The organism is Paenibacillus sp. 32352 (genome assembly GCF_002042965.1).
Lineage (GTDB): Bacteria > Bacillota > Bacilli > Paenibacillales > NBRC-103111 > Paenibacillus_S > Paenibacillus_S vulneris.
On sequence record NZ_MZNT01000004.1, the window covers coordinates 62445 to 85182 of the forward strand.

25 protein-coding genes and 1 pseudogene are annotated in these 22738 nt (G+C 46.5%); all 26 read right to left on the minus strand.

Translation table 11 applies throughout. From position 1 onward, the window contains the following. Positions 1 to 7 precede the first annotated feature (7 nt). Positions 8 to 562, minus strand: a complete 555-nt coding sequence (frr, locus tag B1728_RS10840; RefSeq protein ID WP_079910238.1) for a ribosome recycling factor — start codon at positions 560 to 562, stop codon at positions 8 to 10. Positions 563 to 567: 5 nt separating this feature from the next. Further along, complete coding sequence (pyrH, locus tag B1728_RS10845) at positions 568 to 1293, minus strand: UMP kinase (protein ID WP_079910239.1); 726 nt, start codon at positions 1291 to 1293, stop codon at positions 568 to 570. 194 nt (positions 1294 to 1487) lie between these two features. Continuing rightward, positions 1488 to 2138, minus strand: coding sequence for a translation elongation factor Ts (gene tsf / locus B1728_RS10850; RefSeq protein ID WP_079910240.1), 651 nt, complete (start codon positions 2136 to 2138; stop codon positions 1488 to 1490). 90 nt (positions 2139 to 2228) lie between these two features. Then, positions 2229 to 2927, minus strand: coding sequence for a 30S ribosomal protein S2 (gene rpsB / locus B1728_RS10855; protein ID WP_028550454.1), 699 nt, complete (start codon positions 2925 to 2927; stop codon positions 2229 to 2231). Positions 2928 to 3131: 204 nt separating this feature from the next. Further along, complete coding sequence (locus tag B1728_RS10860; RefSeq protein WP_079910241.1) at positions 3132 to 3632, minus strand: hypothetical protein; 501 nt, start codon at positions 3630 to 3632, stop codon at positions 3132 to 3134. After that, on the minus strand, positions 3619 to 4203 hold the full coding sequence (locus tag B1728_RS10865) for a DUF6115 domain-containing protein (RefSeq protein ID WP_079910242.1): 585 nt from the start codon (positions 4201 to 4203) through the stop codon (positions 3619 to 3621). The genes B1728_RS10860 and B1728_RS10865 overlap by 14 nt, the downstream gene beginning before the upstream one ends. A 42-nt stretch (positions 4204 to 4245) precedes the next feature. Further along, positions 4246 to 4569 carry a hypothetical protein gene (locus tag B1728_RS10870; RefSeq protein ID WP_079910243.1) on the minus strand — a complete coding sequence of 108 codons (324 nt, stop codon included), beginning with the start codon at positions 4567 to 4569 and terminating at the stop codon, positions 4246 to 4248. A 29-nt stretch (positions 4570 to 4598) separates the two neighbouring features. Beyond that, on the minus strand, positions 4599 to 6005 hold the full coding sequence (locus tag B1728_RS10875; RefSeq protein ID WP_079910244.1) for a flagellar assembly protein A: 1407 nt from the start codon (positions 6003 to 6005) through the stop codon (positions 4599 to 4601). A gap of 23 nt (positions 6006 to 6028) precedes the next feature. Next, a complete protein-coding gene (locus B1728_RS10880; RefSeq protein WP_079910245.1) occupies positions 6029 to 6814 on the minus strand; it encodes a FliA/WhiG family RNA polymerase sigma factor in 786 nt (261 codons plus the stop codon). An 18-nt stretch (positions 6815 to 6832) separates the two neighbouring features. Continuing rightward, a complete protein-coding gene (locus B1728_RS10885; RefSeq protein WP_079910246.1) occupies positions 6833 to 7258 on the minus strand; it encodes a hypothetical protein in 426 nt (141 codons plus the stop codon). Between the two features lie 3 nt (positions 7259 to 7261). Further along, positions 7262 to 7756: a chemotaxis protein CheD gene (locus B1728_RS10890; RefSeq protein WP_079910247.1), complete on the minus strand. Its 495-nt coding sequence runs from the start codon at positions 7754 to 7756 to the stop codon at positions 7262 to 7264. Further along, the gene (locus tag B1728_RS10895) at positions 7753 to 8340 is read right to left on the minus strand and encodes a chemotaxis protein CheC (RefSeq protein WP_144027850.1); all 588 of its coding nucleotides are present in this window, start codon (positions 8338 to 8340) and stop codon (positions 7753 to 7755) included. The genes B1728_RS10890 and B1728_RS10895 overlap by 4 nt, the downstream gene beginning before the upstream one ends. Before the next feature lie 37 nt (positions 8341 to 8377). Further along, positions 8378 to 8839: a chemotaxis protein CheW gene (locus B1728_RS10900; RefSeq protein WP_079910249.1), complete on the minus strand. Its 462-nt coding sequence runs from the start codon at positions 8837 to 8839 to the stop codon at positions 8378 to 8380. A gap of 54 nt (positions 8840 to 8893) precedes the next feature. Then, positions 8894 to 10954, minus strand: a complete 2061-nt coding sequence (locus B1728_RS10905) for a chemotaxis protein CheA (RefSeq protein WP_079910250.1) — start codon at positions 10952 to 10954, stop codon at positions 8894 to 8896. A 57-nt stretch (positions 10955 to 11011) separates the two neighbouring features. After that, on the minus strand, positions 11012 to 12136 hold the full coding sequence (locus B1728_RS10910) for a protein-glutamate methylesterase/protein-glutamine glutaminase (RefSeq protein ID WP_079910251.1): 1125 nt from the start codon (positions 12134 to 12136) through the stop codon (positions 11012 to 11014). A 51-nt stretch (positions 12137 to 12187) separates the two neighbouring features. Next, positions 12188 to 13069: a MinD/ParA family protein gene (locus B1728_RS10915; protein ID WP_079910252.1), complete on the minus strand. Its 882-nt coding sequence runs from the start codon at positions 13067 to 13069 to the stop codon at positions 12188 to 12190. Continuing rightward, a complete protein-coding gene (gene flhF, locus B1728_RS10920) occupies positions 13062 to 14375 on the minus strand; it encodes a flagellar biosynthesis GTPase FlhF (protein WP_079910253.1) in 1314 nt (437 codons plus the stop codon). The genes B1728_RS10915 and flhF overlap by 8 nt, the downstream gene beginning before the upstream one ends. Continuing rightward, positions 14372 to 16405, minus strand: coding sequence for a flagellar biosynthesis protein FlhA (flhA, locus tag B1728_RS10925; RefSeq protein WP_079910254.1), 2034 nt, complete (start codon positions 16403 to 16405; stop codon positions 14372 to 14374). Before flhA ends, flhF begins: the two co-directional genes overlap by 4 nt. 23 nt (positions 16406 to 16428) lie before the next feature. Further along, positions 16429 to 17520, minus strand: a complete 1092-nt coding sequence (gene flhB, locus B1728_RS10930; protein WP_144027838.1) for a flagellar biosynthesis protein FlhB — start codon at positions 17518 to 17520, stop codon at positions 16429 to 16431. Between the two features lie 19 nt (positions 17521 to 17539). Continuing rightward, positions 17540 to 18319, minus strand: coding sequence for a flagellar biosynthetic protein FliR (fliR, locus tag B1728_RS10935; RefSeq protein ID WP_079910255.1), 780 nt, complete (start codon positions 18317 to 18319; stop codon positions 17540 to 17542). Between the two features lie 11 nt (positions 18320 to 18330). Further along, positions 18331 to 18600, minus strand: a complete 270-nt coding sequence (fliQ, locus tag B1728_RS10940; RefSeq protein WP_079910256.1) for a flagellar biosynthesis protein FliQ — start codon at positions 18598 to 18600, stop codon at positions 18331 to 18333. A gap of 34 nt (positions 18601 to 18634) precedes the next feature. After that, positions 18635 to 19366 (minus strand): flagellar type III secretion system pore protein FliP, encoded by a 732-nt coding sequence (gene fliP, locus B1728_RS10945; RefSeq protein WP_377739254.1) that lies wholly within the window; start codon positions 19364 to 19366, stop codon positions 18635 to 18637. A gap of 26 nt (positions 19367 to 19392) precedes the next feature. After that, a complete protein-coding gene (locus B1728_RS10950; protein WP_256865330.1) occupies positions 19393 to 20034 on the minus strand; it encodes a flagellar biosynthetic protein FliO in 642 nt (213 codons plus the stop codon). 43 nt (positions 20035 to 20077) lie between these two features. Further along, positions 20078 to 20440, minus strand: a complete 363-nt coding sequence (locus B1728_RS10955) for a response regulator (protein WP_028550434.1) — start codon at positions 20438 to 20440, stop codon at positions 20078 to 20080. Between the two features lie 29 nt (positions 20441 to 20469). Next, positions 20470 to 21747, minus strand: a complete 1278-nt coding sequence (fliY, locus tag B1728_RS10960; protein ID WP_079910258.1) for a flagellar motor switch phosphatase FliY — start codon at positions 21745 to 21747, stop codon at positions 20470 to 20472. Further along, a pseudogene (fliM, locus tag B1728_RS10965) lies at positions 21737 to 22736 on the minus strand (flagellar motor switch protein FliM). Before fliM ends, fliY begins: the two are co-directional and overlap by 11 nt. Positions 22737 to 22738 lie beyond the last annotated feature (2 nt).

Sequence of the window (22738 nt, forward strand, 5' to 3'; positions counted from 1 at the left end):
TCTATCATTATACTTCCATAATTTCCTTTTCTTTAGCTGCTAACACTTTCTCTACTTCACCGATATATTTATCAGTAAACTTCTGGATGTCTTCTTGATGCTTGCGGGATTCGTCCTCAGAGATGCCCGACTTTTCCAGCTTCTTGATCTCATCGTTTGCGTCGCGGCGAATGTTACGGATAGCAACCTTAGCTTCTTCACCGAATTTGCGAGTCATTTTCACCAGCTCGGTACGACGCTCTTCCGTAAGGGCCGGAATCACAATGCGGATCATCGATCCATCGTTGGAAGGAGTCAATCCCAGATCGGATTTCATAATAGCCTTCTCAATAGCGGCGACGGAGCTTTTATCCCATGGCTGAATCATAAGGGTACGGGAGTCCGGTGTATTAATGTTGGCTAATTGATTAATAGGCGTCATAGCCCCGTAATATTCCACTTGAATGCGATCAAGCAAAGACGGAGTCGCTCTGCCTGCCCGAAGGCTGGCCAACTCTCTCTTCAACGAACCGATTGCTTTTTCCATGCGGTCTTCCGCATTCTTTTTAATCGATTGTGGCATAATCGTTAAACACTCCCTTTTACAATCGTACCTATTTTTTCTCCGAGAACAACCTTCTTAATGTTGCCGCTCTCGGTTATGGAAAACACGATTAACGGAATATTATTGTCCATGCAGAGAGAAGAAGCCGTTGAATCCATTACGCCCAGATTATTGCTTAACACTTCCATATAGGTTAGCGTCTCGAACTTCTGTGCATTGGCATCCTTGAACGGATCTGCGGAATAAACCCCGTCCACTTTATTTTTGGCCATAAGAATGACCTCCGCCTCGATCTCAGCCGCTCTTAATGCAGCTGTCGTATCAGTTGAGAAATAAGGATTCCCTGTACCGGCTGCAAAGATGACAACCCGGCCTTTTTCCAAGTGGCGAATCGCTCTTCTGCGAATATAAGGCTCTGCCACCTGCTGCATGGTTATGGACGTTTGCACGCGTGTCGGCACTCCGATCGTCTCCAAGGCATCCTGAAGCGCCAAGGAATTCATGACTGTCGCGAGCATCCCCATATAATCCGCAGTGGCACGGTCAATCCCCTTCGCACTGCCGGCAATACCTCTCCAGATGTTCCCGCCTCCTACAACAACGGCAACCTCTACATTCAAATCGACAACCTCTTTGACTTGCGCTGCGATCGAGGAAATCATATCGGAATCGATTCCGTATCCCTGCTGACCTGCCAGTGCTTCTCCGCTCAGTTTCAATATGACTCTTTTAAAGATTGGCTGTACCAAGCTTCACTACCCCCGTTCGTCAATCAGCTGTCATGCTCGTTTATGTTTAAAAAAGAAGGAACACTAAGTGTTCCCACGTTTTACTTTTCCGTATTTATGTACGGTAAATGATAAATTTCCGTTTCAGCAGCAACTTATCATTTACCGTAAGTATATCCAAATAAGTTAAGATAGGTTCTTACGAACTTCTCTTATTATTTTTTCACTTGAGCCATAACTTCTTCAGCAAAGTTCTCTTGTTTTTTCTCCAAGCCTTCGCCCAATTCAAAACGAACGAAACGACGGATTGTGATGTTCTCACCGATTGTTGCTACTTTTTCGTTGACCAGTTGTCCGATAGTTTTGTCTGGATCTTTAACGAATGGTTGCTCCATCAAGCAGTACTCTTCATAGTATTTGCCAAGACGGCCTTCTACCATTTTTTGAACGATGTTAGCTGGTTTGCCTTCGTTCAAAGCTTGTGCAGTCAAGATTTCGCGTTCTTTATCCAATGCATCTTGAGGAACTTCTTCACGACGAACATACAATGGGCTCGAAGCCGCGATATGCATAGCAACGTCTTTAACAAATTCACGGAATTGATCTGTTTTACCAACGAAGTCGGTTTCGCAGTTAACTTCTACCAATACGCCAATACGGCCACCAGCGTGGATATAGGATTCTACAGTGCCTTCAGTAGCAATACGGCCTGCTTTGTTAGCTGCTGCAGACAACCCTTTCTCACGAAGGATATCAGCTGCTTTGGACAAATCGCCGTTAGCCTCTTCCAACGCTTTTTTACAATCGAGCATACCTGCTCCTGTTCTTTCGCGCAATTCTTTAACCGATGCTGCATTAACTGCCATGGTTTGGCCTCCTTATATTTTGTCTATGACCCTAAAAAAAGGGCGGTGAAAGGATTTTGCACCTTTGAACCACCCTTTCCTATTCAGCCATTAAGCTGTTGTTTGTTCACCTTGATGTGCTTCGATAACTGCATCAGCAATTTTAGCTGTCAGCAATTTCACGGCACGGATCGCATCGTCGTTACCAGGGATAACATAATCGATTTCGTCCGGATCGCAGTTAGTATCAACGATACCAACGATTGGGATACCCAATTTGCGAGCTTCCGCAACCGCGATACGCTCTTTACGAGGATCGATTACGAACAATGCGCTTGGAAGACCCTTCATATTCTTAATTCCGCCAAGGAATTTCTCCAAACGATCTTTTTCCTTGCGAAGAATAATAACTTCTTTCTTAGGAAGCACTTCGAAAGTACCGTCTTCTTCCCATTTCTCAAGCTGTTTCAAGCGATCGATACGCTTTTGAATGGTTTGGAAGTTGGTCAACGTACCACCCAACCAGCGTTGGTTGATGTAGTACATTCCGCAACGCTCTGCTTCTTCCGCAACGGAATCTTGAGCTTGCTTCTTAGTACCTACGAACAAAATCGTGCCGTTCTCATCAGCAACAGATTTTACGAAGTTGTAAGCTTCTTCCACTTTCTTGACCGTTTTTTGCAGGTCGATAATGTAAATACCGTTTCTTTCAGTGAAGATGTAACGATCCATTTTAGGATTCCAACGACGGGTTTGATGACCGAAGTGTACCCCAGCTTCCAAAAGCTGTTTCATGGAGATTACTGCCATCTTCACACACCTCCTCTAAATTGGTTTTTTGGGTCTCCTCCGCAAGTCGCATCTTCGACATAAAACTACCGGAATCGGCAGCACCATTATGCGAATTAACCTGCGTGCGTTTTAACACCGTCAATAAATATACCACAACTGAATATCGTATGCAACATCTTCTATTATTAGAACAAAAGCCTAACCTCATTCAAGGTCAGACTCTTATTGTGACGTTAAATTCGTAAGAACCTGTGTCAGATCCTGCGGACCCTTAAAGACGTGCACGCCCGCAACGATCTTATCATTCAGCTGCTGCTTGTACATCGCATCCTCGAACGCTTTACGATCGCTGATAACCCCGCTCTGCTGCAGCAAGTCGGCTACGTTCCCCGCGGTAAGCCCCTTGGATATGAAGATATAAGTTTCCTTGGCAGGCTCCTTCGCAGCTTGGGCAGGCGCGTTTGCCGCTTGCTTCTCCTTCTCTTCCTTAAGCTTCTGCTGTACCAAAGCATCCGCCTGCGCTTGATTATACAATTTCTGATCCAACTCATTCACTTGAAAATATTTGGAGGCTGCTTCCTTCAGCTTTTGCTTATCAAGCTCCTGGAGCTCCAATCCATTAGCCTGCTGAGGGGATACCGCAATATTCATAACCTGCAGCAATAAGGCCCCGGCTATAAGGCCTAAGCCCAACCCGAATAAAAGCGATCTATTTTTGAGCATTCAACTGTTCCTCCTGCTTGGCTAATTGAAGGATCAGGTTGACCTCACCTTTGTTCATGTTTAATTTTTTCGCAATGTGGTCCGTCGATTTCCCTTGCTCATGGAGCTCGAATAATTCCGCATATCGGTTTCTGATATTCATTCCTTCCGGTTCACTCTGGGGCTCGGAATGATCTGTGCCCTGCAGCTGGTCGATCTCTAGCTGAGCAGCCGCCGCTTCAGCAAAATCGATGCGTCCTACAGGTTGATCAAGTTGCTTCTGAAGATCCGCGTAAGCCGCACCAAGCTTCAGCAATTCCTGGTTGGAATGAGCGAATTGATGTTCCAAGCTTTCCAATCTGGACGACAGCTTGGCTTGATGAATTTCATGATCCTTCTTGAGCTCTGCCAGTTGACGAATCAATGCCTCATTCTGCTCCTCCAGCTCACCGGCAAAATGCTCCATGGTTTGTTCAATTTCGTTGATGCTGGGCGATGACTTCCCATTGGACGTGTTTGTCTTCGGTACAAGTGTGGCATACACAATAAACACCAAGCCAACGAGTACAATATATACCCAAGGTTGATACAATCTTATCACCTTTTTCTGCTAGTCACGTACCTTCTGCGATGATTACAGGGATAAATCGATGTGCCTTCCTTTGAAGGGATGCTCATTCATCTCCATGGAAGCAGGGTTGGAATCCGCATCCCCTTTTTTCCTTGGAGATTTTTTAGAGCGGCTCTCGGATTTTTCCTTCTCTTTATCGAAAAGGGCTGCTTTATGCGCATGCTCGCTTTTTCCCGCCAGCTGCCGTTCTTTCTCCGTATGCTTCAAGGTATCATCGGCAAGCAAAGCCTGGTCCTGAACCGGCTTTTGATTCAACTGGTTTTGCTTCAATCCGGCTTCATCGTTCTTGTGCAAAACAAACTGCAGCTCCACAGGCCTCAAGCTCATCGCAATCCCTCCCTAAGCTGGTTTATGCTCTATGTAATGGGAATCATGGCAATGTCCCCATTCGCCAATTGAAACTTAACGTGGGAAACGTGATCTTTTATAAATTTCGTATACCTGCCTATTACAATTTTGACTCCACTATATATAGTAGAAACAACTTCAACTTTGGCTTTATCCGAATCTTCCAGCGAACGCTCAATTTCAAATATACGTTCCTTGTACCCGGCCTGCTCTTCAGCAATTTGCTTCTTGGTATGGTTAAGCTTGATTCTCATCGAAACTTTATCCGGTCCAAGCTGCCCTGCTGCCGCTAATTGATCCAGTAATGCTAGCGCTTTCTCGGTTTTGTCGAAGTTCTCGTTAACCGACTTCAGCTGCGAACGAAGCTGAACCAGCTCATTTCGCAATTCAGGCAGTACGCCGACCTCAATGACCGTTGCCGTTGACATGGAATTACCTATCGTTCTGGCTACAACGTTCTCACCCGATTGAATGACTCCACCGACTATTAAGCCTTTGGTGCCTTTACAAATGACATTTTTGGACGCGCGAATATTGGAATGCATAATACTTTGGGTTACAAAGATTTCTTCGGCTATAACCGTCGCATCCTGAATAAAGGAGCTTTTCACTCTTTTTCCCGCTCGAATCATAGCTTTATTATGGCCAAGAATTCCGCCGTTGATTTCGATAGAGCCTTCTGCCTCGAGATCTGCTCCCTCTACGCTTCCGGTAATCCGGAGATCTCCCGCAGCCTTGATTTTAAACCCGCTCAAAACATTGCCCCGGATCACGACGGAACCGACAAAATCGATATTTCCAACGTTATAATCAACGTCTCCATTGACCTCAAAGATCGGGAATACATTAATTTTGTCGCGCTCCGTTGTCACAATCATTCCATCAATAGCCGCGTAAAGCGCTTTTTGCTCGGGATCGGCAACTACGTTTTTGCCGATTTTCAAGCGGGCTTCCTTCCCATCCTTAGGAGGAAGAACTTCACCGGTAACCGCTTTGCCTGGAGTACCTGCGGTTGCCGGCATTTTTTGGGCAAGCAATTGGCCTTTGCGAACATTGCTAATGGTCGTTATTTCTCTATAATCGACTTTGCCGCTCTCCAGCTCGGCTGGCTTCTTTGCATCACTTGCTACCTCATAAGCAAGCTTAATGTAACCATCTTTGCCCGGAATGGGTGAAGTGCCGCTCGCAACCAGTGTTTTGGATTGAAAGTAAGCTTTAGGATTGCGGGCAATCGAGGTAAGCATATCTAAATCAATGCCATGTACAATATGATAGGAATGGAGCAACTCTTCCAACTGAGTTAACGTTACCTCCAAGCCCTCCTCCGGCTGCTTAAACTGAAGAAAGGCTTGGGCCTTGTCGTCCGACAATGTGATCTCGGCATAATAACTTAGCGGAATCGAAGATTCACTCATTATTCTCCCCCACTTTCTTCCGATCAAGTTTCTTGAAACAGCTGCGTCTTAAAGCGGCTCAATGAGCCACGAAGACGTAAAATCGCTTTGGAATGAAGTTGTGAGATTCTAGATGGCGATAAGCTCATGACTTCCGCTATTTCACTTAGCGATAGCTCCTCATAATAAAATAAGGAGACTACGGTTCGTTCCTTATCCGTTAGACGCTCTATAGCCTTTGCCAGCGTTTCTTTCAAATAAAACTCATTCACCTTATATTCAGGGTTTTTGGCCTTCTCGTCAATTAACAGAGATAGCCGCGTCTCGGAATCTTCTTCTCGGATAGGATCATCAATGGAGCAAACGGTAGTAATTGCAATTTCCTGAACCATCTGCTGAAACTCGTTCTCGCTGACTTGTAAATAGGAACTGATTTCCGCATCCGTCACGGAACGCAAGTACTGCTGCTCCAGCAATTGATATGCTTCTTCGATTTTTTTGGACTTTTCCCTGATCGAACGCGGTACCCAGTCTCCCTGGCGCAGCCCGTCGATAATAGCGCCCCGAATCCGCCAGGAAGCATAGGTTTCAAACTGAAGACCGCGTTCATAATCAAACTTCTCTATAGCATCGATAAGACCCATGACACCATAGCTTGCCAAATCATCTTTCGATACATTTTTGGGCAGACCGATAGACAGACGGTTCGATACATATTCGACCAGTGGCAAATAGTTCTCAATCAGTGACTGTTTAGCTTCAATTACACCGAATTCCTTCCACTGCTTCCACACATCGATATTCGGTAAATGCGATTTTTGTTGAATCATAACCGGTTGTCACCACCCTTATTCTTCCGCCATACGACGTACCGCTTGCGCCATCTCTCCTGGTTCCATGCTATTAGTCTTGCTGGACAGCTTCGGTGGATTTAACGGAGCGAATCCTGAATCCATCGAGGGTGCTTTCGGATCAAGAGAATCCTTTAACATTTGATGGAGGGAAGCATCGTCCTCCGGAGTTTGCAAATCCAGAGCCGCTCCCTTTCCCTCTTCATCCGATACGCCATCTTTCAAATCGGTATTCAACTGATTAAGACCGGCTATTGTGCCGAGAATCCACCTGAATAAAAAAATCACAATAAATACGATAGCAAAGCTGTATACGCTTCTTAACAAGCTCGTTGTCCAAACATTCGTTGAAATTGAGCTTATGAACGTAATTACTAATGAAATAAGGCCGATAATCAGGTTCCATCGAACTGTTCCAATCATTAGCTAAAGCTCCTTTACTCCATTTTGAACGCTGCGAATGACCAGGGTGCCCGTCTCACAATCAAATTCAATTGTTCTTCCGTAATTGCCGCCCGTGTCTTCAGCCTTCAAAGGGATCAAATAACGCTTTAACATTTCCTTGCAAGACTCTACGTTTCTCGGTCCGATTCTCATGGTGTCCGAATTACCGCCGAAAGCGAACATTTGGGAGCCTCCAGCCATCTTGGCTTCCATTCTGCTTATGGATGCGCCCAAGCTCTCCATACGCTGAATCATTTCAGGAACTGCCGTATCCGCATACTTTGCAATGTTAAGCGTTCCTTCTCTGGCAATTTCCGAAGTCGGCAGCATCACGTGCGCCATCCCGGCAACCTTCGCTTTAGCGTCATATAACGTAAGCCCTACGCAGGACCCTAAACCCGTCGTCTTCAACACTCCGGTCAAGTGAGCAACATTCAGGTCCGCCATGCCTACCTTGATGAACTTATCCTGGATCATAGAGAATCTACTCCCAGGGCTTTAAAAATTTTATCGAACGATTCTGGATCAGGAATTAAGAAGAAGTGGCCCTTGACTTCCTCATTCCCGTCCAAAAACTTCGTATCAATTAACAATGCGTGATCGCCCATTTGACCGAATTGTAGGAGACCAAAGCTGAGAATCGCTCCCGCCATATCAATGGCTATGGAAGGTACGGTTGGCGACATGGCCAATTGCGTGAAATCTGCAAGGGAGGACAAATAAGATCCAGCCAAAATATTGCCAATCTCACTCAAAGCAGAAAGTTCCATCTCTGTATAATTTTCGTCATGAGTCGCCATAATTCCTACCAAACTGCGCAACAATTTTTTGGCTGACTCCAATGTTAAGATAAAAAATAGATTCCCGGGCGTTTCTCCCTCAACCCGAAGGAAAATCGCGATGACGACTTCTTCCGCACCGCCTACACTGTCTGCGATTTCTTCAAACGCAACAACACGCACCTTGGGTACCAGCATGTCAACGGGCTTATCCAAAAGCTTGGATAAGCCCGTTGCCGCATGACCTGCGCCTATGTTGCCGACTTCCTTAAGCACATCCATTTGAAAATCTGCTAGTCGGTTGAATAATTCCACGCGATTACTCCTCTAGGTTTTCTAATTGGACAATTTCACTTTTATTCAGCACTTCTTGCAGGTTCAGAAGAATCAGCAGTCTGTCGTCGCTTACCTTCGCAATGCCGCGCAAATATTTGGCTTTAATGCCTCCTACAATTTCCGGCGGATCTTCAATGCTATCTGTGTCCACATCAATGACATCGTTAGCCGAATCAACAATAAGTCCCACTTCAATATCATTCACGCCTACAATGATAATACGTGAACTGTCCGTAAACTCGGTTTCCTTAAAGCCGAATCTTCCGCGAAGATCGATTACCGGAGTAACGACACCACGCAGATTAATAACCCCTCTTACAAATTCCGGAGTTTTGGGTACCCGTGTCATGGGCTGCATTCGTTCGATGGTGCGTACCTTTTCTACCTCAACACCGTATTCCTCATTCTCCAGGGCAAATACAATGACTTTGATCTCTTCTCCCATGTTCCTTGCCTCCCTCAAAATGTATAACGTACTAAGCATCGCTGTGACGGATGATTACTTGATTAATGCATTAGTATCTATAATAAGTGCCACTTGACCGTCTCCAAGAATCGTAGCTCCGGAAATGGCGAACAAATTCGTCAAATATTTTCCCAGTGATTTCAAAACTATTTCCTGCTGCCCGATGAATTCGTCGACAATAAGTGCAGCAAGCTTCTCCCCTTTGCGGATCACGACAATTTGCGTTTCGCCTTCCTTTACGTCCGCTGTGTTAGGAACATCGAACAGCTTACCCAGGGAAACTAACGGAATCACGCTGTTGCGGTAATTAATCATTTTATTGCCGTGTACGATGCGGATTTGATCCTGCTTGATAGCAGCCGTTTCAACAATCGAAGACAACGGTATGGCATACTTCTCTTCGCTCAGGCGGATCAGCATGGCAGAGATGATGGATAAAGTAAGCGGCAGCTGTACAGAGAACTTGGAGCCTTTGCCCCACTTGGATTCAACCTGAACGGTTCCTCCCAAGCTCTCAATCTTGGTCTTAACAACGTCCAATCCTACTCCGCGTCCGGAAATATCAGAGATTTTATCCGCGGTACTGAAGCCCGATGCAAACAAAAGCATGTAGACTTCTTCGTCCGTCATTTTCGCCGCTTGTTCTTGCGGAATGACGCCGTTTTTAACCGCAATGCTCAACACTTTCTCGCGGTTTATCCCACGGCCGTCATCCTCGATTTCAATAAAGACATGATTGCCGCTGTGGAATGCACGCAGGTTAATGGTCCCTGTTTCCGGCTTGCCGGCACTAATCCGGTCACTGACCGGCTCAACGCCGTGGTCTACGGAGTTTCTCAGCAAGTGAACCAACGGATCGCCGATTTCATCAATCACGGTACGATCCAGCTCGGTTTCTGCCCCTGTAATGATGAGGTCCACTTTTTTGTCCAAGGTTTTGGCCACATCGCGAATCATGCGGGGGAAACGGTTGAACACCGTATCAATGGGAACCATGCGAAGCTTCAAAACAATATTTTGCAAATCGCTGCTTACCCGGCTCATATGCTCTACGGTCTCGGTCAAATCACTTCTCTTGACTTCGCTCGCCAGCTGCTCCAAACGAACGCGGTCGATCAGAAGCTCGCTGAATAAATTCATTAACGTATCCAGTCGTTCGATATCCACGCGAATGGTTCTGTTCGCTACCGGAGCATTGGCTGCCGCAGGACGCTTCTTGGTGTCTGCAGGTGCTGCCGCAGCCGGAGAAGCTGACGGCTCTGCCGTTGCAGACGCAGCCGCAACCTCCAATTGCGCTTGCTGTACCGCAGGCGGCTTCATCAGTTCATCCAGCTTGGCTTGGTCCAATAGGGTAACGGCTGCCTTCTCGATTTCCGAGACGCTTGCCACCTGCTTTTCGAGGCTATCCCTATCAATATGGGAAATAAAAAATACGGAGAAGGAATTATCGAATCGCTCCTGTTCAATGTCTTCAACGGACGGAGTGCATTTGATGACTTCCCCGTTCTGTTCCAAAATGTTGAACACCATATAGGCACGCGCCGCTTTAAGAACGCAGTCCTCCCGTACGGATACTTCAACATGACATACAGATAATCCGGCTTCTATCGATTGCTGGATAATAGATAATTGAAATTCATCAAGCGCCGGTTCTTGTGACGAAGAATCCGGCTTGGCTGCGGCCGAAGCGGAGGCTGATCCGGATTTGAGATAATCACCGCTGACGATCGATTTAAGGGACGCCACAATCTGTTGTACATCGAGCTTGCCTGTACCGCCTTGGATAATATCCTCAACCATGGCTTCCAAAGCATCCAGGCTTTTGAAGGTGCAATCAAAAATGAACGAATCCATCTTTAACTTATGATTGCGGACCAAGTCCAAAACGTTCTCCATTTCATGGGTCAAGGACGCCAAGTCCTCGAAGCCCATCGTTGCCGACATCCCTTTAAGCGTATGGGCCGAACGAAAAATGTTATGTACAATGCTTACATCCTCGGGGCTTGCTTCCAAGCTCAGCAAATTGTCGTTCATAGCCTGCAGATGTTCTCTGGATTCATCAATAAACATCGATAAGTATTGATTTAATTCCATAACCACACACCTCCGTCAATTTAGTCCAACCCTATATGTACACCCATGGAACCAAGGCTAGCGAATTACGGCCTGGGTTAACTGATGGGCTATTTCCTGTTGAGGCAATATATGTGTAACGCATTGAAGCTCTACCGCAGCCCGGGGCATGCCATAGACAATGCAGGTTTCTTCCGACTCAGCAATCGTGGTTACGGCTCCCGCCTGTTTTAAAGACAGCATGCCTTTGGCTCCATCCGATCCCATTCCTGTCATGATTACAGCATGACGCTTCAATTCCTTTAATGGCAGAAGCGATTCGAACAATACATCCACTGAAGGGCGATGCCCGTTTCTCGGATCTTCCTTGCTTAAATAAATCCTGTACATTCCCGGACCATTGCGGGCAACCATCATATGATAACCGCCTGGAGCGATATAGGCCCATCCGTTGGTTAAGGCCATGCCATTCTCCGCTTCCACCACATGCAGCTCAGAGATGGAATCCAGTCTTTGAGCCAACGATTTGGTGAAGTTCGGAGGCATATGCTGAACGATAACGACCGGCGCCGGAAAGTCAGCTGGTATACTAGAGATGACCTGGTGCAGCGCGCGGGGACCACCGGTTGAAGTCCCTATGGCAACCAGCTGCGTTACTTGTGCAGACGTTGAGGAAATCTGCGATTGAGGCTTAGGAGGCTCTACGGCAGCAGCCGTTTCCTGCTTCGCAATAAGCTCCTTCGCTGCCTTGAGTTTGTCAAAAATAGTTGTCCTGAGAGGATTGACTGCGAACTTAGCCGCATTGGTCTTCACGGCAATGTGCAGCTTTTCAAGCAGTGAAGCTTTCACTTTATGAAGATCAAGCGATATAGAGCCCGAAGGCTTGCCGACAAAATCGACGGCTCCTCTTTCAAGAGCAATTATCGTTTCCCTTGCCCCTTCTTGTGTCAAGCTGCTTAACATAATGACCGGCGTCGGATGCTCCGACATAATTTTCTTTAAGGCATCGAGACCGTTCATCACCGGCATTTCAATGTCCAAAGTAACGGCATCCGGCTTATGCATCTTCACCAATTCCACTGCCTCTAAGCCGTTCTTGGCAGTCGCCACAACCTGGAACTGAGGATCCTCCGAGATGAGATCCGTAATGATTTTTCTCATAAAAATCGAATCGTCGACTACAAGTACGTTATAGGTTTTCATAAGAAGTTACTCCTCCCCGCAGATTGTCTGATTTGTTGGTTAGAGGATGTGCTACTGTCTCAAATATTTCATCATTTTTGACATAAAGCTTTTTACAGCACCCTCTTGCTGCGCTGACGGCAATTGCCTGGAGATATAATCATCTGCCAATCTGCTGATGGATTGCGATGCAGCACAGGAAGGATATTGTATCGTAAAAGGAACCTGCTTCTTGACAGCTTTGGATACGCTGTTATCGTCATACACATAACCGATGGCTGGGATATCCAGTTTTAGAAACTGCTTTGCCACCATGCTGATCTTATCCGCTGTCTGCCTTCCTTCCTTCCAATCAGCTACGCGGTTCACTACCAATTTGAATGGAACCGACGGTTCCATCGAATGGACCATTTTGATAATGGCATAGGCGTCCGTAATAGACGTAGGTTCCGGTGTTGTAACAACGATCGTTTCTTCTGCCGACAAAATAAATTTCAAGGTTTCTTTGGACAAGCCCGCTCCCGTATCAAAAATAATAAAATCAACCGTACCATTGAGCTGCATCACTTGTTCTGCGAAATAATCAAGCTGCTGCTCCGTCAAGCGGATAAGATCCTGAAAGCCGGAGCCCCCTGCGATAAATTGCAGACCGTACGGCCCCTGCTCAATGATATCCCAAATCGTTTTTTCTCTCGTTAATAAGTGGTAGAGGCTGTGTTTGGCTGTGACACCCATCAATACGTCAATGTTCGCCAGGCCGATGTCAGCGTCAAAGACGAGAACCTTGTATCCTTTTTTCTGTAGAGTTAGCGCAAAATTCAGCGTGAAATTCGATTTGCCGACCCCGCCTTTCCCGCTTGTAACCGTCAGTATACGGGTAGCGATAGCTTCTCGATGCTTCTGCTGATGCTGCTTAAGGATAAGATTCCGGAGCCCTTGAGCCTGATCATTCATACGGGACGCCCCCCAGCACCAGATCAATGATCCGCTGCTCATCCAGTTCCGTTATATCCTCGGGAACGCTTTGACCGTGAGTCACGTAGGACATCTGCAGCTGAAACTCATGTGCGAGATTAATAATGGACCCGTAAGTCTCCGTTTCGTCCATTTTGGTTAACAATAGCTTGTCCAGCTTGAATTTGGTAAAGTTGTCGGCTATAGCCTTCATGTCTTTATACTTGGTTGTCAAGCTGAGTACAAGAAACGTTTCACTTTTCCCTTCTGTTTGCAGCAGGGCGTTAAGCTCCGAAACATACATTTCATTGCGGAAATTGCGGCCCGCCGTATCCATGAAAATGATATCGCGATCCTTCATTTGTTCAAAAGCTCTCGGCAAATCCTGCGGAGAAAAGACAACTTCCAAAGGAACATTAAGAATAGTACCGTATGTCTTCAATTGCTCTACTGCAGCTATCCGGTACGTGTCGGATGTAATAAAACCAACTTTGCGATGGTATTTCAATACTTGCTCCGCTGCCAGTTTGGCTATCGTTGTTGTTTTCCCTACACCCGTAGGGCCTACAAAGTGAGCGACCTTCGTTTCGGGGTCCAGCCGTTTGTTCGTACCCTGTACGAATAATTCATGCAGCTGTCTTTCCAGGGAACGGCGAACCTCTCTTTCCGTAATAGGGCTCCCGTCAGCAGATGCTTCTTCAGCCGCTCTAGTCATCAGCTGCTCCACAAGCTCCGGATCGATCTCCTGCTCCAGCAAGCGCTGCTGCATTTGCTCAAGAACCGGATCCATCGGTACCCCCTGGGTTCCGTGAACGGATAATTGCTGCATATACTGCTTCATCTGCTTGATTTCCTGAAGCAGTACATCATCTCTGGAGTGCGGCGCATGCATTTGTACGGGTTGTTGAACGGCAGGCTGATGAACCGGCTTCGTTTCATGCCGCTGCTCGGGTACAAGCACATCCGGAACCTCCGGAAAGGACAAGCTCTCGTTTACATCGGGCTCAGTATTCATTTTCAAGGGTGTCGGTCTAGTATAAGTGATCTTCTCCGTAATTATCGGAGCTGCCGGCTTCGAAAGCGGCACGACAGGCTGTCCCGATCCTTTGGAGATAGACGGTGCGGCGGCTGCCGCCGCAGAATCCGTCGCTGCTATGACTTCAATCTTTTTTTTGGAGAACATGCCTAGAAATCCGCCGGAGCGAATTTCTTTGGTGTTCAGTATGACAGCGTCCTTGCCGAGGTCAGTCCGTATCTTTTGCAGCGCATCCGGCATCGAATCCACAACATAACGTTTCACTCTCATAGATTAACGACCCCCATGCTTTGAATTTCTACGTTAGGCTCGAGTTCGCTGTAGGACAATACTGGAATGTCCTGCATTGTTCTTTCAAGCAGCTGTCTTAAATACATTCGGATCGTTGGTGAGGTCAAAACGATAGGCTGTTGACCCGCCTGAATAAGTCTTGTCACTTGATCCGTCATTCGTTGATAGATCATTTGAGTGGAGGATGGGTCGAGCGCCAAGTAACTTCCTTGATCGGATTGCTGAACGGACTCGGCAATTTTTTTCTCCAAGGAAGGCCCTACAGTAATCACCTTCAAGGAATCGCTTCCTGTTGCATATTGCTGTGTAATTTGTCTTGAGAGAGACTGTCTTACATATTCTGTCAAGATTTCAGGGTCTTTCGTATAAGTACCGTAATCGGCCAAGGTTTCCAGAATCGTGACCAGGTCGCGAATGGAGATTTTTTCACGAAGCAGCTTGACCAGTACCTTTTGTACGTCCCCGATGGACAATACATTCGGAATTAAATCGTCCACGAGAGCCGAATAGCTTTCTCTGACATTCTCGATAAGCGCTTTGGTTTCCTGACGTCCCAGAAGCTCGTGCGCATGCTTCTTAATCACTTCCGTCAGATGCGTCGCTACTACCGAAGGAGGGTCAACCACGGTATAGCCCGACAGCTCGGCACGTTCCTTCATGACTTCGTCGATCCATAAGGCCGGCAAGCCGAAAGCAGGCTCGAGCGTCTCGATACCGGTGATGGAATCATCATCAATCCCCGGGCTCATAGCCAGGTAGTGATTAAGCAGCAGCTCTCCTCGAGCAACGGTGTTACCTTTAATTTTGATCACATATTCATTAGGCTTTAATTGAATATTGTCGCGAATCCGGATCACGGGAACGACAAGTCCCAATTCCAAGGCACACTGTCTTCGAATCAATATGATACGGTCCAGCAGGTCTCCGCCTTGCTGCGTGTCTGCAAGCGGGATTAGCCCGTAGCCAAACTCGAATTCAATGGGATCAACCTGTAGCAAGCTGATAACACTTTCGGGACTGCGCACCTCTTCGATCTGCTGTTCCTCGACCAACTGATCCTCCTGTGCCTGCTTCATCTCCAAATTGCGCTGCATTTTGGTGGCGGCAAAGGCAAGAAGTGCAGCAATCGGCAATGTAGTCCACAAGTGGATCGGTGTAAAAATACCGAGCAAAGTAATCGTTCCGGCAACGATATACAACAGCTTTGGATACGACAAGATCTGTGTAGTCAGATCATGGGCCAGGTTTCCTTCAGATGACGCGCGAGTAACGATCAGACCCGCTGCGGTGGAGATAAGCAAGGCCGGGATCTGACTGACCAGCCCGTCCCCGATCGTTAAGATCGAATAGATGGATCCGGCTTCCTTGATATCCATCCCTTTCATAGTCATCCCTATGATCAGTCCGCCCAGGATGTTAATGATCAGAATGATGATCCCCGCGATCGCATCCCCTTTGACAAATTTACTGGCACCATCCATCGCTCCGTAAAAATCCGCCTCGCGGGAGATCTTCTCACGGCGTTCCTTGGCTTGCTGTTCGTTGATCAAGCCGGCGTTCAAATCCGCGTCGATACTCATTTGCTTACCGGGCATTGCATCCAGGGTAAAACGTGCAGCTACCTCGGCAACGCGCTCAGAACCTTTGGTAATAACGATAAACTGGACAAGCACAAGGATGATAAATACGACGAAGCCTACAACGATGTTCCCTTGGGCAACGAAGGAACCAAAGGTTTTGACCACATTACCGGCCTCGGCATTCGCAAGAATATTACGGGTTGTCGAGACGTTCAACGCCAATCGGAACAGCGTGGTAATGAGCAGTAAAGAAGGAAAAATTGAAAACTGCAGCGCGTCCCGAGTATTCATTCCTACCAGAATAATCATTAGCGCAATCGAGATGTTAATGATCAGCAGGACATCTAACAACCATATGGGAACAGGTACAACCATCATAAGGATGATACCGATGATGCCAATCAATACGACCAAATCTTTCACTTTCATTGCAGATGCCCTCCTTTCCTCCATTAATTAGCCTTGCCTTTAACCTTATACACATATGCTAATACTTCGGCCACAGCCTGGAATAAATCCGCTGGAATGCTTTCTCCGATTTCTACCTGAGCATACAGCGCTCTGGCCAAAGGCTTATTTTCCATCGTAATAATTTGATGCTCCTTAGCCACTTGTTTAATTTTTAATGCGATGTAATCCGTTCCTTTCGCTATGACTGTAGGGGCTTGCATATTTTTGGCATCGTAGCGCAGCGCTACCGCAAAGTGAGTCGGGTTCGTAATAATGACGTCTGCTTTGGGAACATCCTGCATCATACGCTGCAGCGCCATTCTTCTTTGCTTTTCACGAATCTTCCCTTTAATTAATGGGTCACCCTCGGTTTTCTTGTACTCATCCTTAATGTCTTGCTTGGACATGCGGATGCTTTTTTCAAATTCGTACTTCTGATACATATAATCGAGCAGAGCCAGCACGATGAGAACCAGCCCGATTTTGATGCCCAATTTCAAGGTAACGGAAGAAGTAAACAAGATGACATTTTCCAATGGCAGTCTTGCCAAATCCATCAACTGGCCTTTTTCCGCCCATAACGTAGAGTAGACAACATATCCGATGATCGACATTTTCAGGATCGATTTCACGAAGTCGACCAGGGCCCGCAGAGCGAACAAACGTTTGGCGCCTTCAATCGGATTAATTTTGTTTAATTTCATCATCAGCGGCTCTCCGGTTAACAAAAAGCCGACTTGCAAGTAGTTCGTAAAAATCGCAATGACTACCGAAACCAACAAAATGGGAATAATGATCAGCATACTCTGCATAAACAGCTGCCTGAACAGAACCCAGACATTCTCCATCGTGATGTCCCACGTCAAGTAGTCATAGAAGATGGAGCGGAACACATGCACAAGCTGCTCTTTCATATAACCGCCAAATAGATAAAAGGAAAGAAAGGCAAAGAACAAAATAAATGCAGCAGGCAATTCCATGCTTTTGGCAACTTGCCCTTTTTGCTTGGATTCCTGCCGCTTTTTCGGGGTGGCCGGCTCCGTTTTTTCTTGGGAAAACATTTGTAAATCCAGCTTCAAACGAAAAGTTTCCAAGTCGTTCCAGTCCTCCCGATTATCCTGAAAGCAAACCAATGAATTTTTGTATGGAATCCAGCATCGAAGTAAACATATCCGTATATACGTAACGATAGGCCGGGAACAGCAGGGCTAACAAGATAAAGCCAACGGTGATCTTGATCGGCATCCCCACAACAAAAATATTGAACTGGGGAGCTACCCTTGCCAGAAACCCAAGTCCCACATCCGTAAGAAAGATGGATACCACTAGCGGTGCCGCCATTTGAAAGCTGATGCTGAACACGCTGCTGAACGTCTGAACCATGAATTTGGCTATATCGCCGCTGTACATTTTGGCAAATAGTGGGTTAGACAGCGGAATCCAGTCATAGCTCTCCATAATCGCTTTTAGCAGCAAATGATGACCGTTAAAGGACAGGAACAGCAAAATCGCTATCATATATTTCAGATTCCCCATAACTGGGCTTTGCGCGCCCGTCATAGGATCGATCACGTTAGCAATACCGAATCCCATCTGAATATCGATGAAGGCTCCGGCTATTAAAAGGATCTGAAAGAACATATAAGCGATAAATCCTAATAAAAGACCGACTAAGATCTCTCTAATCACAGAAAGCAAGTATAGAGAGTCAAAGGTTGCCGGATCTTTCATCCCAAATAGGGTGTAAGCCATCAATGCTATGAAAAAAGCAATTCCGATCTTAAAATGCTGTGGTACGTTCCTGGCCGAAAAGATAGGTACCACGACAAAAAACGAGGCAATACGACAAAAATAGAGCAGAAAACCAGGTAAATACTGTGTCACCCATTCCATTTACTCACAGCCTAGCCGATAAATTTATATAAGTTATTCAACAGGTTATAAGTAAAATCAACCAGCGTTGTAAGAATCCAAGGTCCAAAAATCAAAAATGATACCAGCACCGCAACGATTTTCGGTACGAAAGCCAGCGTCTGCTCTTGAATTTGTGTGGTTGCCTGAAAAATACTGATGATCAAACCTACGACCAAACCGATTAACAGCATGGGGGCACTGGCTTTCAAGACCGTATACACAGCCTCACCGGCCAATCGAATGACAAACTCGGAACTCACGTTACTTTTCCTCCTGCACGGCCGAATGTAGTGATCATGTATTGTAGCTAATCAGCAAGGACCTTACAACAAGATACCAGCCATCAACCAAGATGAAGAGCAAGATTTTAAACGGCAGCGAGATCATGACCGGCGGCAGCATCATCATCCCCATGGCCATCAAAGTACTTGATACGACCATGTCAATAACCAAAAACGGGATAAAGATCATAAAGCCCATCTGAAACGCCGTCTTCAGCTCGCTTATGGCATAGGCGGGAACCAATGCTGTTAATGGAGTATCCTCTACTCCGGTAGGCGGCGCTGCCTTGGAATAATCCAGAAACAGCTTCAAATCCTTTTGTCTCGTATATTGAAACATAAATTTTTTCATAGCTACAGACGCTTTATCCAATGCGGCGGTTTGCGAGATTTCTCCCTTCATGTACGGCTGTAATGCATTCTGATTCACATCGCCGAGCGTCGGCGCCATAATGAAAAAGGTCAGAAACAAGGCCAAGCCCACAAGCACCTGGTTGGGAGGCATTTGCTGCGTTCCAAGCGATGTTCGAACGAAGCCGAGCACGATAATAATTCTTGTGAAGCTGGTCATTAGAATAAGAATTGCAGGCGCTATACTCAGTACCGTCAGCAGCAAAATGATATTGATGGTATTGGAAGCCCCCGAACTGCTGTTGGAGCTCCCAATATCAATATTGATTCCCGGAATCGGATCTGCCGCATAAGCCTGGGAAGACCACATAACGGTAACGGCCAACAAGGTCATGATAGTAAATGCCAATGCTTTATATTTCATGGTTTATCATTCAACCGATCTTTGTTATTATCATCCATCAGCAGCTCATCGACCCTCTTCTTCCGATCGGATAGGTGCTGCATCTTATCATGGAACACTTGCTGGAAGGATGCCGTTATATCTTCACCTTCACTAGGCTCCTGTTTGTTCCTAAGCTTATTCCACCATCCGCTTAGCGATTCAAAAGTAGGAGTACTGATGGCATGATTCGTCAACATGCTTGTTATGTAAGCAACTTCTTCCTCATCATCGATCTTCTCGATTAGCTGGACGTTGTCTCCGACACCGACAATATATATAGAATGTCCGATTTCAACGACTTGAATCGATTTGTTTTGTCCTAACGGTACTCCTCCGAGCGAACGCAGGGACCGTCCGAACAAAGTTTTATTTTTTTGAGAAAGAAACTTCACAATTACAAAAAAGATTCCGATAATAACAATAAGGAAAAAAACAACCTTAACTACCATCCACAGCGTACTCGCCGTATCCGTACCCGGATACGCAAAATCAGGTGTGTCTTTTGACAACGGCTCTGAAGGAGTGCCGGGTTCCCCGTAACAAAAGCTCGAGAAACCGGCCAGTTGAATGATCCCCATAATGATGAACGACGTGAATCCGGTCAAGAGTCTGTTCAAGTTTCACATTCCTTTCGGCTGTAAGACTCTCCCCTATGTACTATTATCCCAGCGTCTTTTTGATAGCTTCGATAACACGGTCCGCTTGGAAAGGTTTTACGATAAAATCTTTGGCTCCCGCTTGAATAGCGTCGATAACCATAGCTTGTTGGCCCATCGCGGAGCACATGATGACTTTAGCGTTAGCATCGATCTTTTTAATTTCCTTCAAAGCTGCGATTCCGTCCATTTCCGGCATGGTGATGTCCATAGTGATCAAGTCAGGACGCAATTCTTTAAATTTCTCAATGGCTTGAGCGCCATCGTTTGCTTCTCCTACTACCTCGTATCCGTTCTTTGACAAAATGTCTCGGATCATCATTCTCATAAATGCTGCGTCGTCTACGATTAGAATTCGGTTTGCCATGGGTGAACAGTCCTCCTAAAGTATGTTTGTTATTGTAATTTTTGAATGCGGTCCCACTGATTCACAATGTCTGTTACACGAACCCCGAAGTTTTCATCTATGACTACAACTTCACCTTTAGCAATAAGCTTGTTGTTCACTAAAATATCGACAGGTTCGCCGGCCAGCTTATCCAACTCGATAATCGATCCTTGCGAGAGCTCGAGAATGTCTTTAATGACCTTGTGGGTTCTTCCCAGCTCTACGGTTACCTTGAGCGGAATGTCCAGAAGCAGGTTCAGGTTGGCATCCTCAGCAGGCGACAGATTCATCGGTGTAAAGTTGGAAAATTGCGCTGGTTGTACATTCACATTGCGAGCAGGTCCTGTGCCATATGCAGCAGGCGGTTGTTGGTACATAGGCTGCTGCGGCGGTGCCATAGGCTGCTGGTACATCGGTTGCTGCGGCTGCATAGTCGGCTGCTGGTACATAGGCTGCGCATAGGGATCCTGAACCGGCGGCGCCGCATGCTGCTGTTGAGGAGCAGGGGCCGGAGCAGGTTCCAGCACCGGTGGTGCAGGAATTGGCGCAGGCTCTACCGCAGATGCTGCTGCTGATTCTTCTTGGCTGTCTCCCCCTCCCATCAATATTGAAACCATATCCCTCGCGAAGTGTACCGGAAGCAACTGCATAATCGTGGAGTCGATTAAGTCCCCGATTGTCAAACGGAAGGAGATTTTGATAAATACATCTTCGGGAGGAAGTGTCGAAGTTCCTCCTTCTTCCGCTAAATTTAGTATATCAATGCCCGGAGGTGAAATGTTCACGAAACGGTTAAATATTGTTGACATTGATGTCGCAGACGACCCCATCATCTGATTCATCGCTTCTTGAACGGCGCTGATATGGATTTCGGTCAAATCCGCTTCGCCCACTGTGCCTTCTCCGCCCATCATGAGGTCAGCGATGACTTGAGCATCACGCGTTTTAATAACCAACAGATTGATGCCATGGAAGCCATCAACATAATTGACATGGACTGCAACATGCGGCTTGGGGAATTCATCTATCAACGCTTCCTTCGCAACAATCGACACTTTCGGCGTTGTAATATCGACTTTTTTCCCCAAGAGCGTCGACAAAGCCGTCGCTGCGCTGCCGAAAGTAATATTCCCTATCTCTCCGAGCGCATCCTGTTCCAGCGACGATAAATAATCTTCCACATACACCTCGGTAGTGCTCGGACTGCCTGAACTGTCACCGCCGGAGGATTGTCTTAACAATGCGTCTATTTCCTCTTGAGACAAATAATCTTTGCTATTCGTCATTTTCTTCCGCTCCTTCATCGACAATATCGGTTATTTGCAAGGCCAGTTTTCCACGAGTCGTTCCCGGCGTACCGTAAAACTTCAGCTTTTCACCTATACGAATTTTCAGCAATTCATCCACCGGCTTTTGCAAAGAAATCACATCGCCTACGTTTAAGTTCAGGAATTCTCCAACGGAAATTTGCGACTCGCCTAGTTCCGCTATAATAGGAAGCTTAGCTCTATGAAGTCTGGATTGTAGGGCCATGACTTCCTCAGGTGCGCTTGTTTTCTTCTGGGATACGAACCAATGATGAACCGATAGTCTTGGCATGATAGGCTCGATAACGACGTGAGGAATACACAGGTTAATCATCCCCGTTGTATCGCCTATTTTGGTACTTAACGAGATCAGCGCAATCGTCTCATTAGGGGAAACAATTTGCATAAATTGCGGATTCGTTTCCAAGGCTTCCATTCGTGGCGACAGGTCGACCACCGTTTTCCACGCCTCCTGCAGACTCTCGAAAGCTCTGCTGAAGATACGTTCCATAACGATCGTTTCTATTTCCGTCAGGGCATTAATTTTTGACGGTGTCGTGCCAGCCCCTCCCCAAGAGACGATCCAGCATAGCAAATGCTACGTTGGGATGGACCTCGAGGACCATTCTGCCTTCTAATGGCTCAGCCTCAAAGATATTGAGGATGGTCATTTTCGGAATGGAACGGATGAATTCATCATACGGCAGCTGCTCCACCTGCACTACGTTAATCTGAACGAAGGTCCTGAGCTGCGCCGAGAAGTAGGTTGTTAAATAGCGGGCAAAGTTCTCATGAATTCTTGTTAAGCTGCGAATATGATCCTTCGAAAAACGTACGGCTCTTTTAAAATCATAAGCGCGGACCTTCTTCTGCGTCTCTTCCTTCTTAAGTTCTTCCGCATCCATCTCACCCGAGGATAACGCAGCCAATAAGGCGTCAATTTCATTTTGTGAAAGTACATCAACCATAA

Bases quoted from the DNA above. Each gene is read 5' to 3' on its own strand.
- frr (WP_079910238.1), bottom strand. From the start codon at position 562: ATGCCACAATCGATTAAAAAGAATGCGGAAGACCGCATGGAAAAAGCA.
- tsf (WP_079910240.1), bottom strand. From the start codon at position 2,138: ATGGCAGTTAATGCAGCATCGGTTAAAGAATTGCGCGAAAGAACAGGA.
- rpsB (WP_028550454.1), bottom strand. From the start codon at position 2,927: ATGGCAGTAATCTCCATGAAACAGCTTTTGGAAGCTGGGGTACACTTC.
- B1728_RS10860 (WP_079910241.1), bottom strand. From the start codon at position 3,632: ATGCTCAAAAATAGATCGCTTTTATTCGGGTTGGGCTTAGGCCTTATA.
- B1728_RS10870 (WP_079910243.1), bottom strand. From the start codon at position 4,569: ATGAGCTTGAGGCCTGTGGAGCTGCAGTTTGTTTTGCACAAGAACGAT.
- B1728_RS10875 (WP_079910244.1), bottom strand. From the start codon at position 6,005: ATGAGTGAATCTTCGATTCCGCTAAGTTATTATGCCGAGATCACATTG.
- B1728_RS10880 (WP_079910245.1), bottom strand. From the start codon at position 6,814: ATGATTCAACAAAAATCGCATTTACCGAATATCGATGTGTGGAAGCAG.
- B1728_RS10885 (WP_079910246.1), bottom strand. From the start codon at position 7,258: ATGATTGGAACAGTTCGATGGAACCTGATTATCGGCCTTATTTCATTA.
- B1728_RS10890 (WP_079910247.1), bottom strand. From the start codon at position 7,756: ATGATCCAGGATAAGTTCATCAAGGTAGGCATGGCGGACCTGAATGTT.
- B1728_RS10895 (WP_144027850.1), bottom strand. From the start codon at position 8,340: ATGGATGTGCTTAAGGAAGTCGGCAACATAGGCGCAGGTCATGCGGCA.
- B1728_RS10900 (WP_079910249.1), bottom strand. From the start codon at position 8,839: ATGGGAGAAGAGATCAAAGTCATTGTATTTGCCCTGGAGAATGAGGAA.
- B1728_RS10905 (WP_079910250.1), bottom strand. From the start codon at position 10,954: ATGGAATTAAATCAATACTTATCGATGTTTATTGATGAATCCAGAGAA.
- B1728_RS10910 (WP_079910251.1), bottom strand. From the start codon at position 12,136: ATGAAAACCTATAACGTACTTGTAGTCGACGATTCGATTTTTATGAGA.
- B1728_RS10915 (WP_079910252.1), bottom strand. From the start codon at position 13,069: ATGAATGATCAGGCTCAAGGGCTCCGGAATCTTATCCTTAAGCAGCAT.
- flhF (WP_079910253.1), bottom strand. From the start codon at position 14,375: ATGAGAGTGAAACGTTATGTTGTGGATTCGATGCCGGATGCGCTGCAA.
- flhA (WP_079910254.1), bottom strand. From the start codon at position 16,405: ATGAAAGTGAAAGATTTGGTCGTATTGATTGGCATCATCGGTATCATC.
- fliR (WP_079910255.1), bottom strand. From the start codon at position 18,319: ATGGAATGGGTGACACAGTATTTACCTGGTTTTCTGCTCTATTTTTGT.
- fliP (WP_377739254.1), bottom strand. From the start codon at position 19,366: ATGACCTTGTTGGCCGTTACCGTTATGTGGTCTTCCCAGGCTTATGCG.
- B1728_RS10955 (WP_028550434.1), bottom strand. From the start codon at position 20,440: ATGGCAAACCGAATTCTAATCGTAGACGACGCAGCATTTATGAGAATG.
- fliY (WP_079910258.1), bottom strand. From the start codon at position 21,747: ATGACGAATAGCAAAGATTATTTGTCTCAAGAGGAAATAGACGCATTG.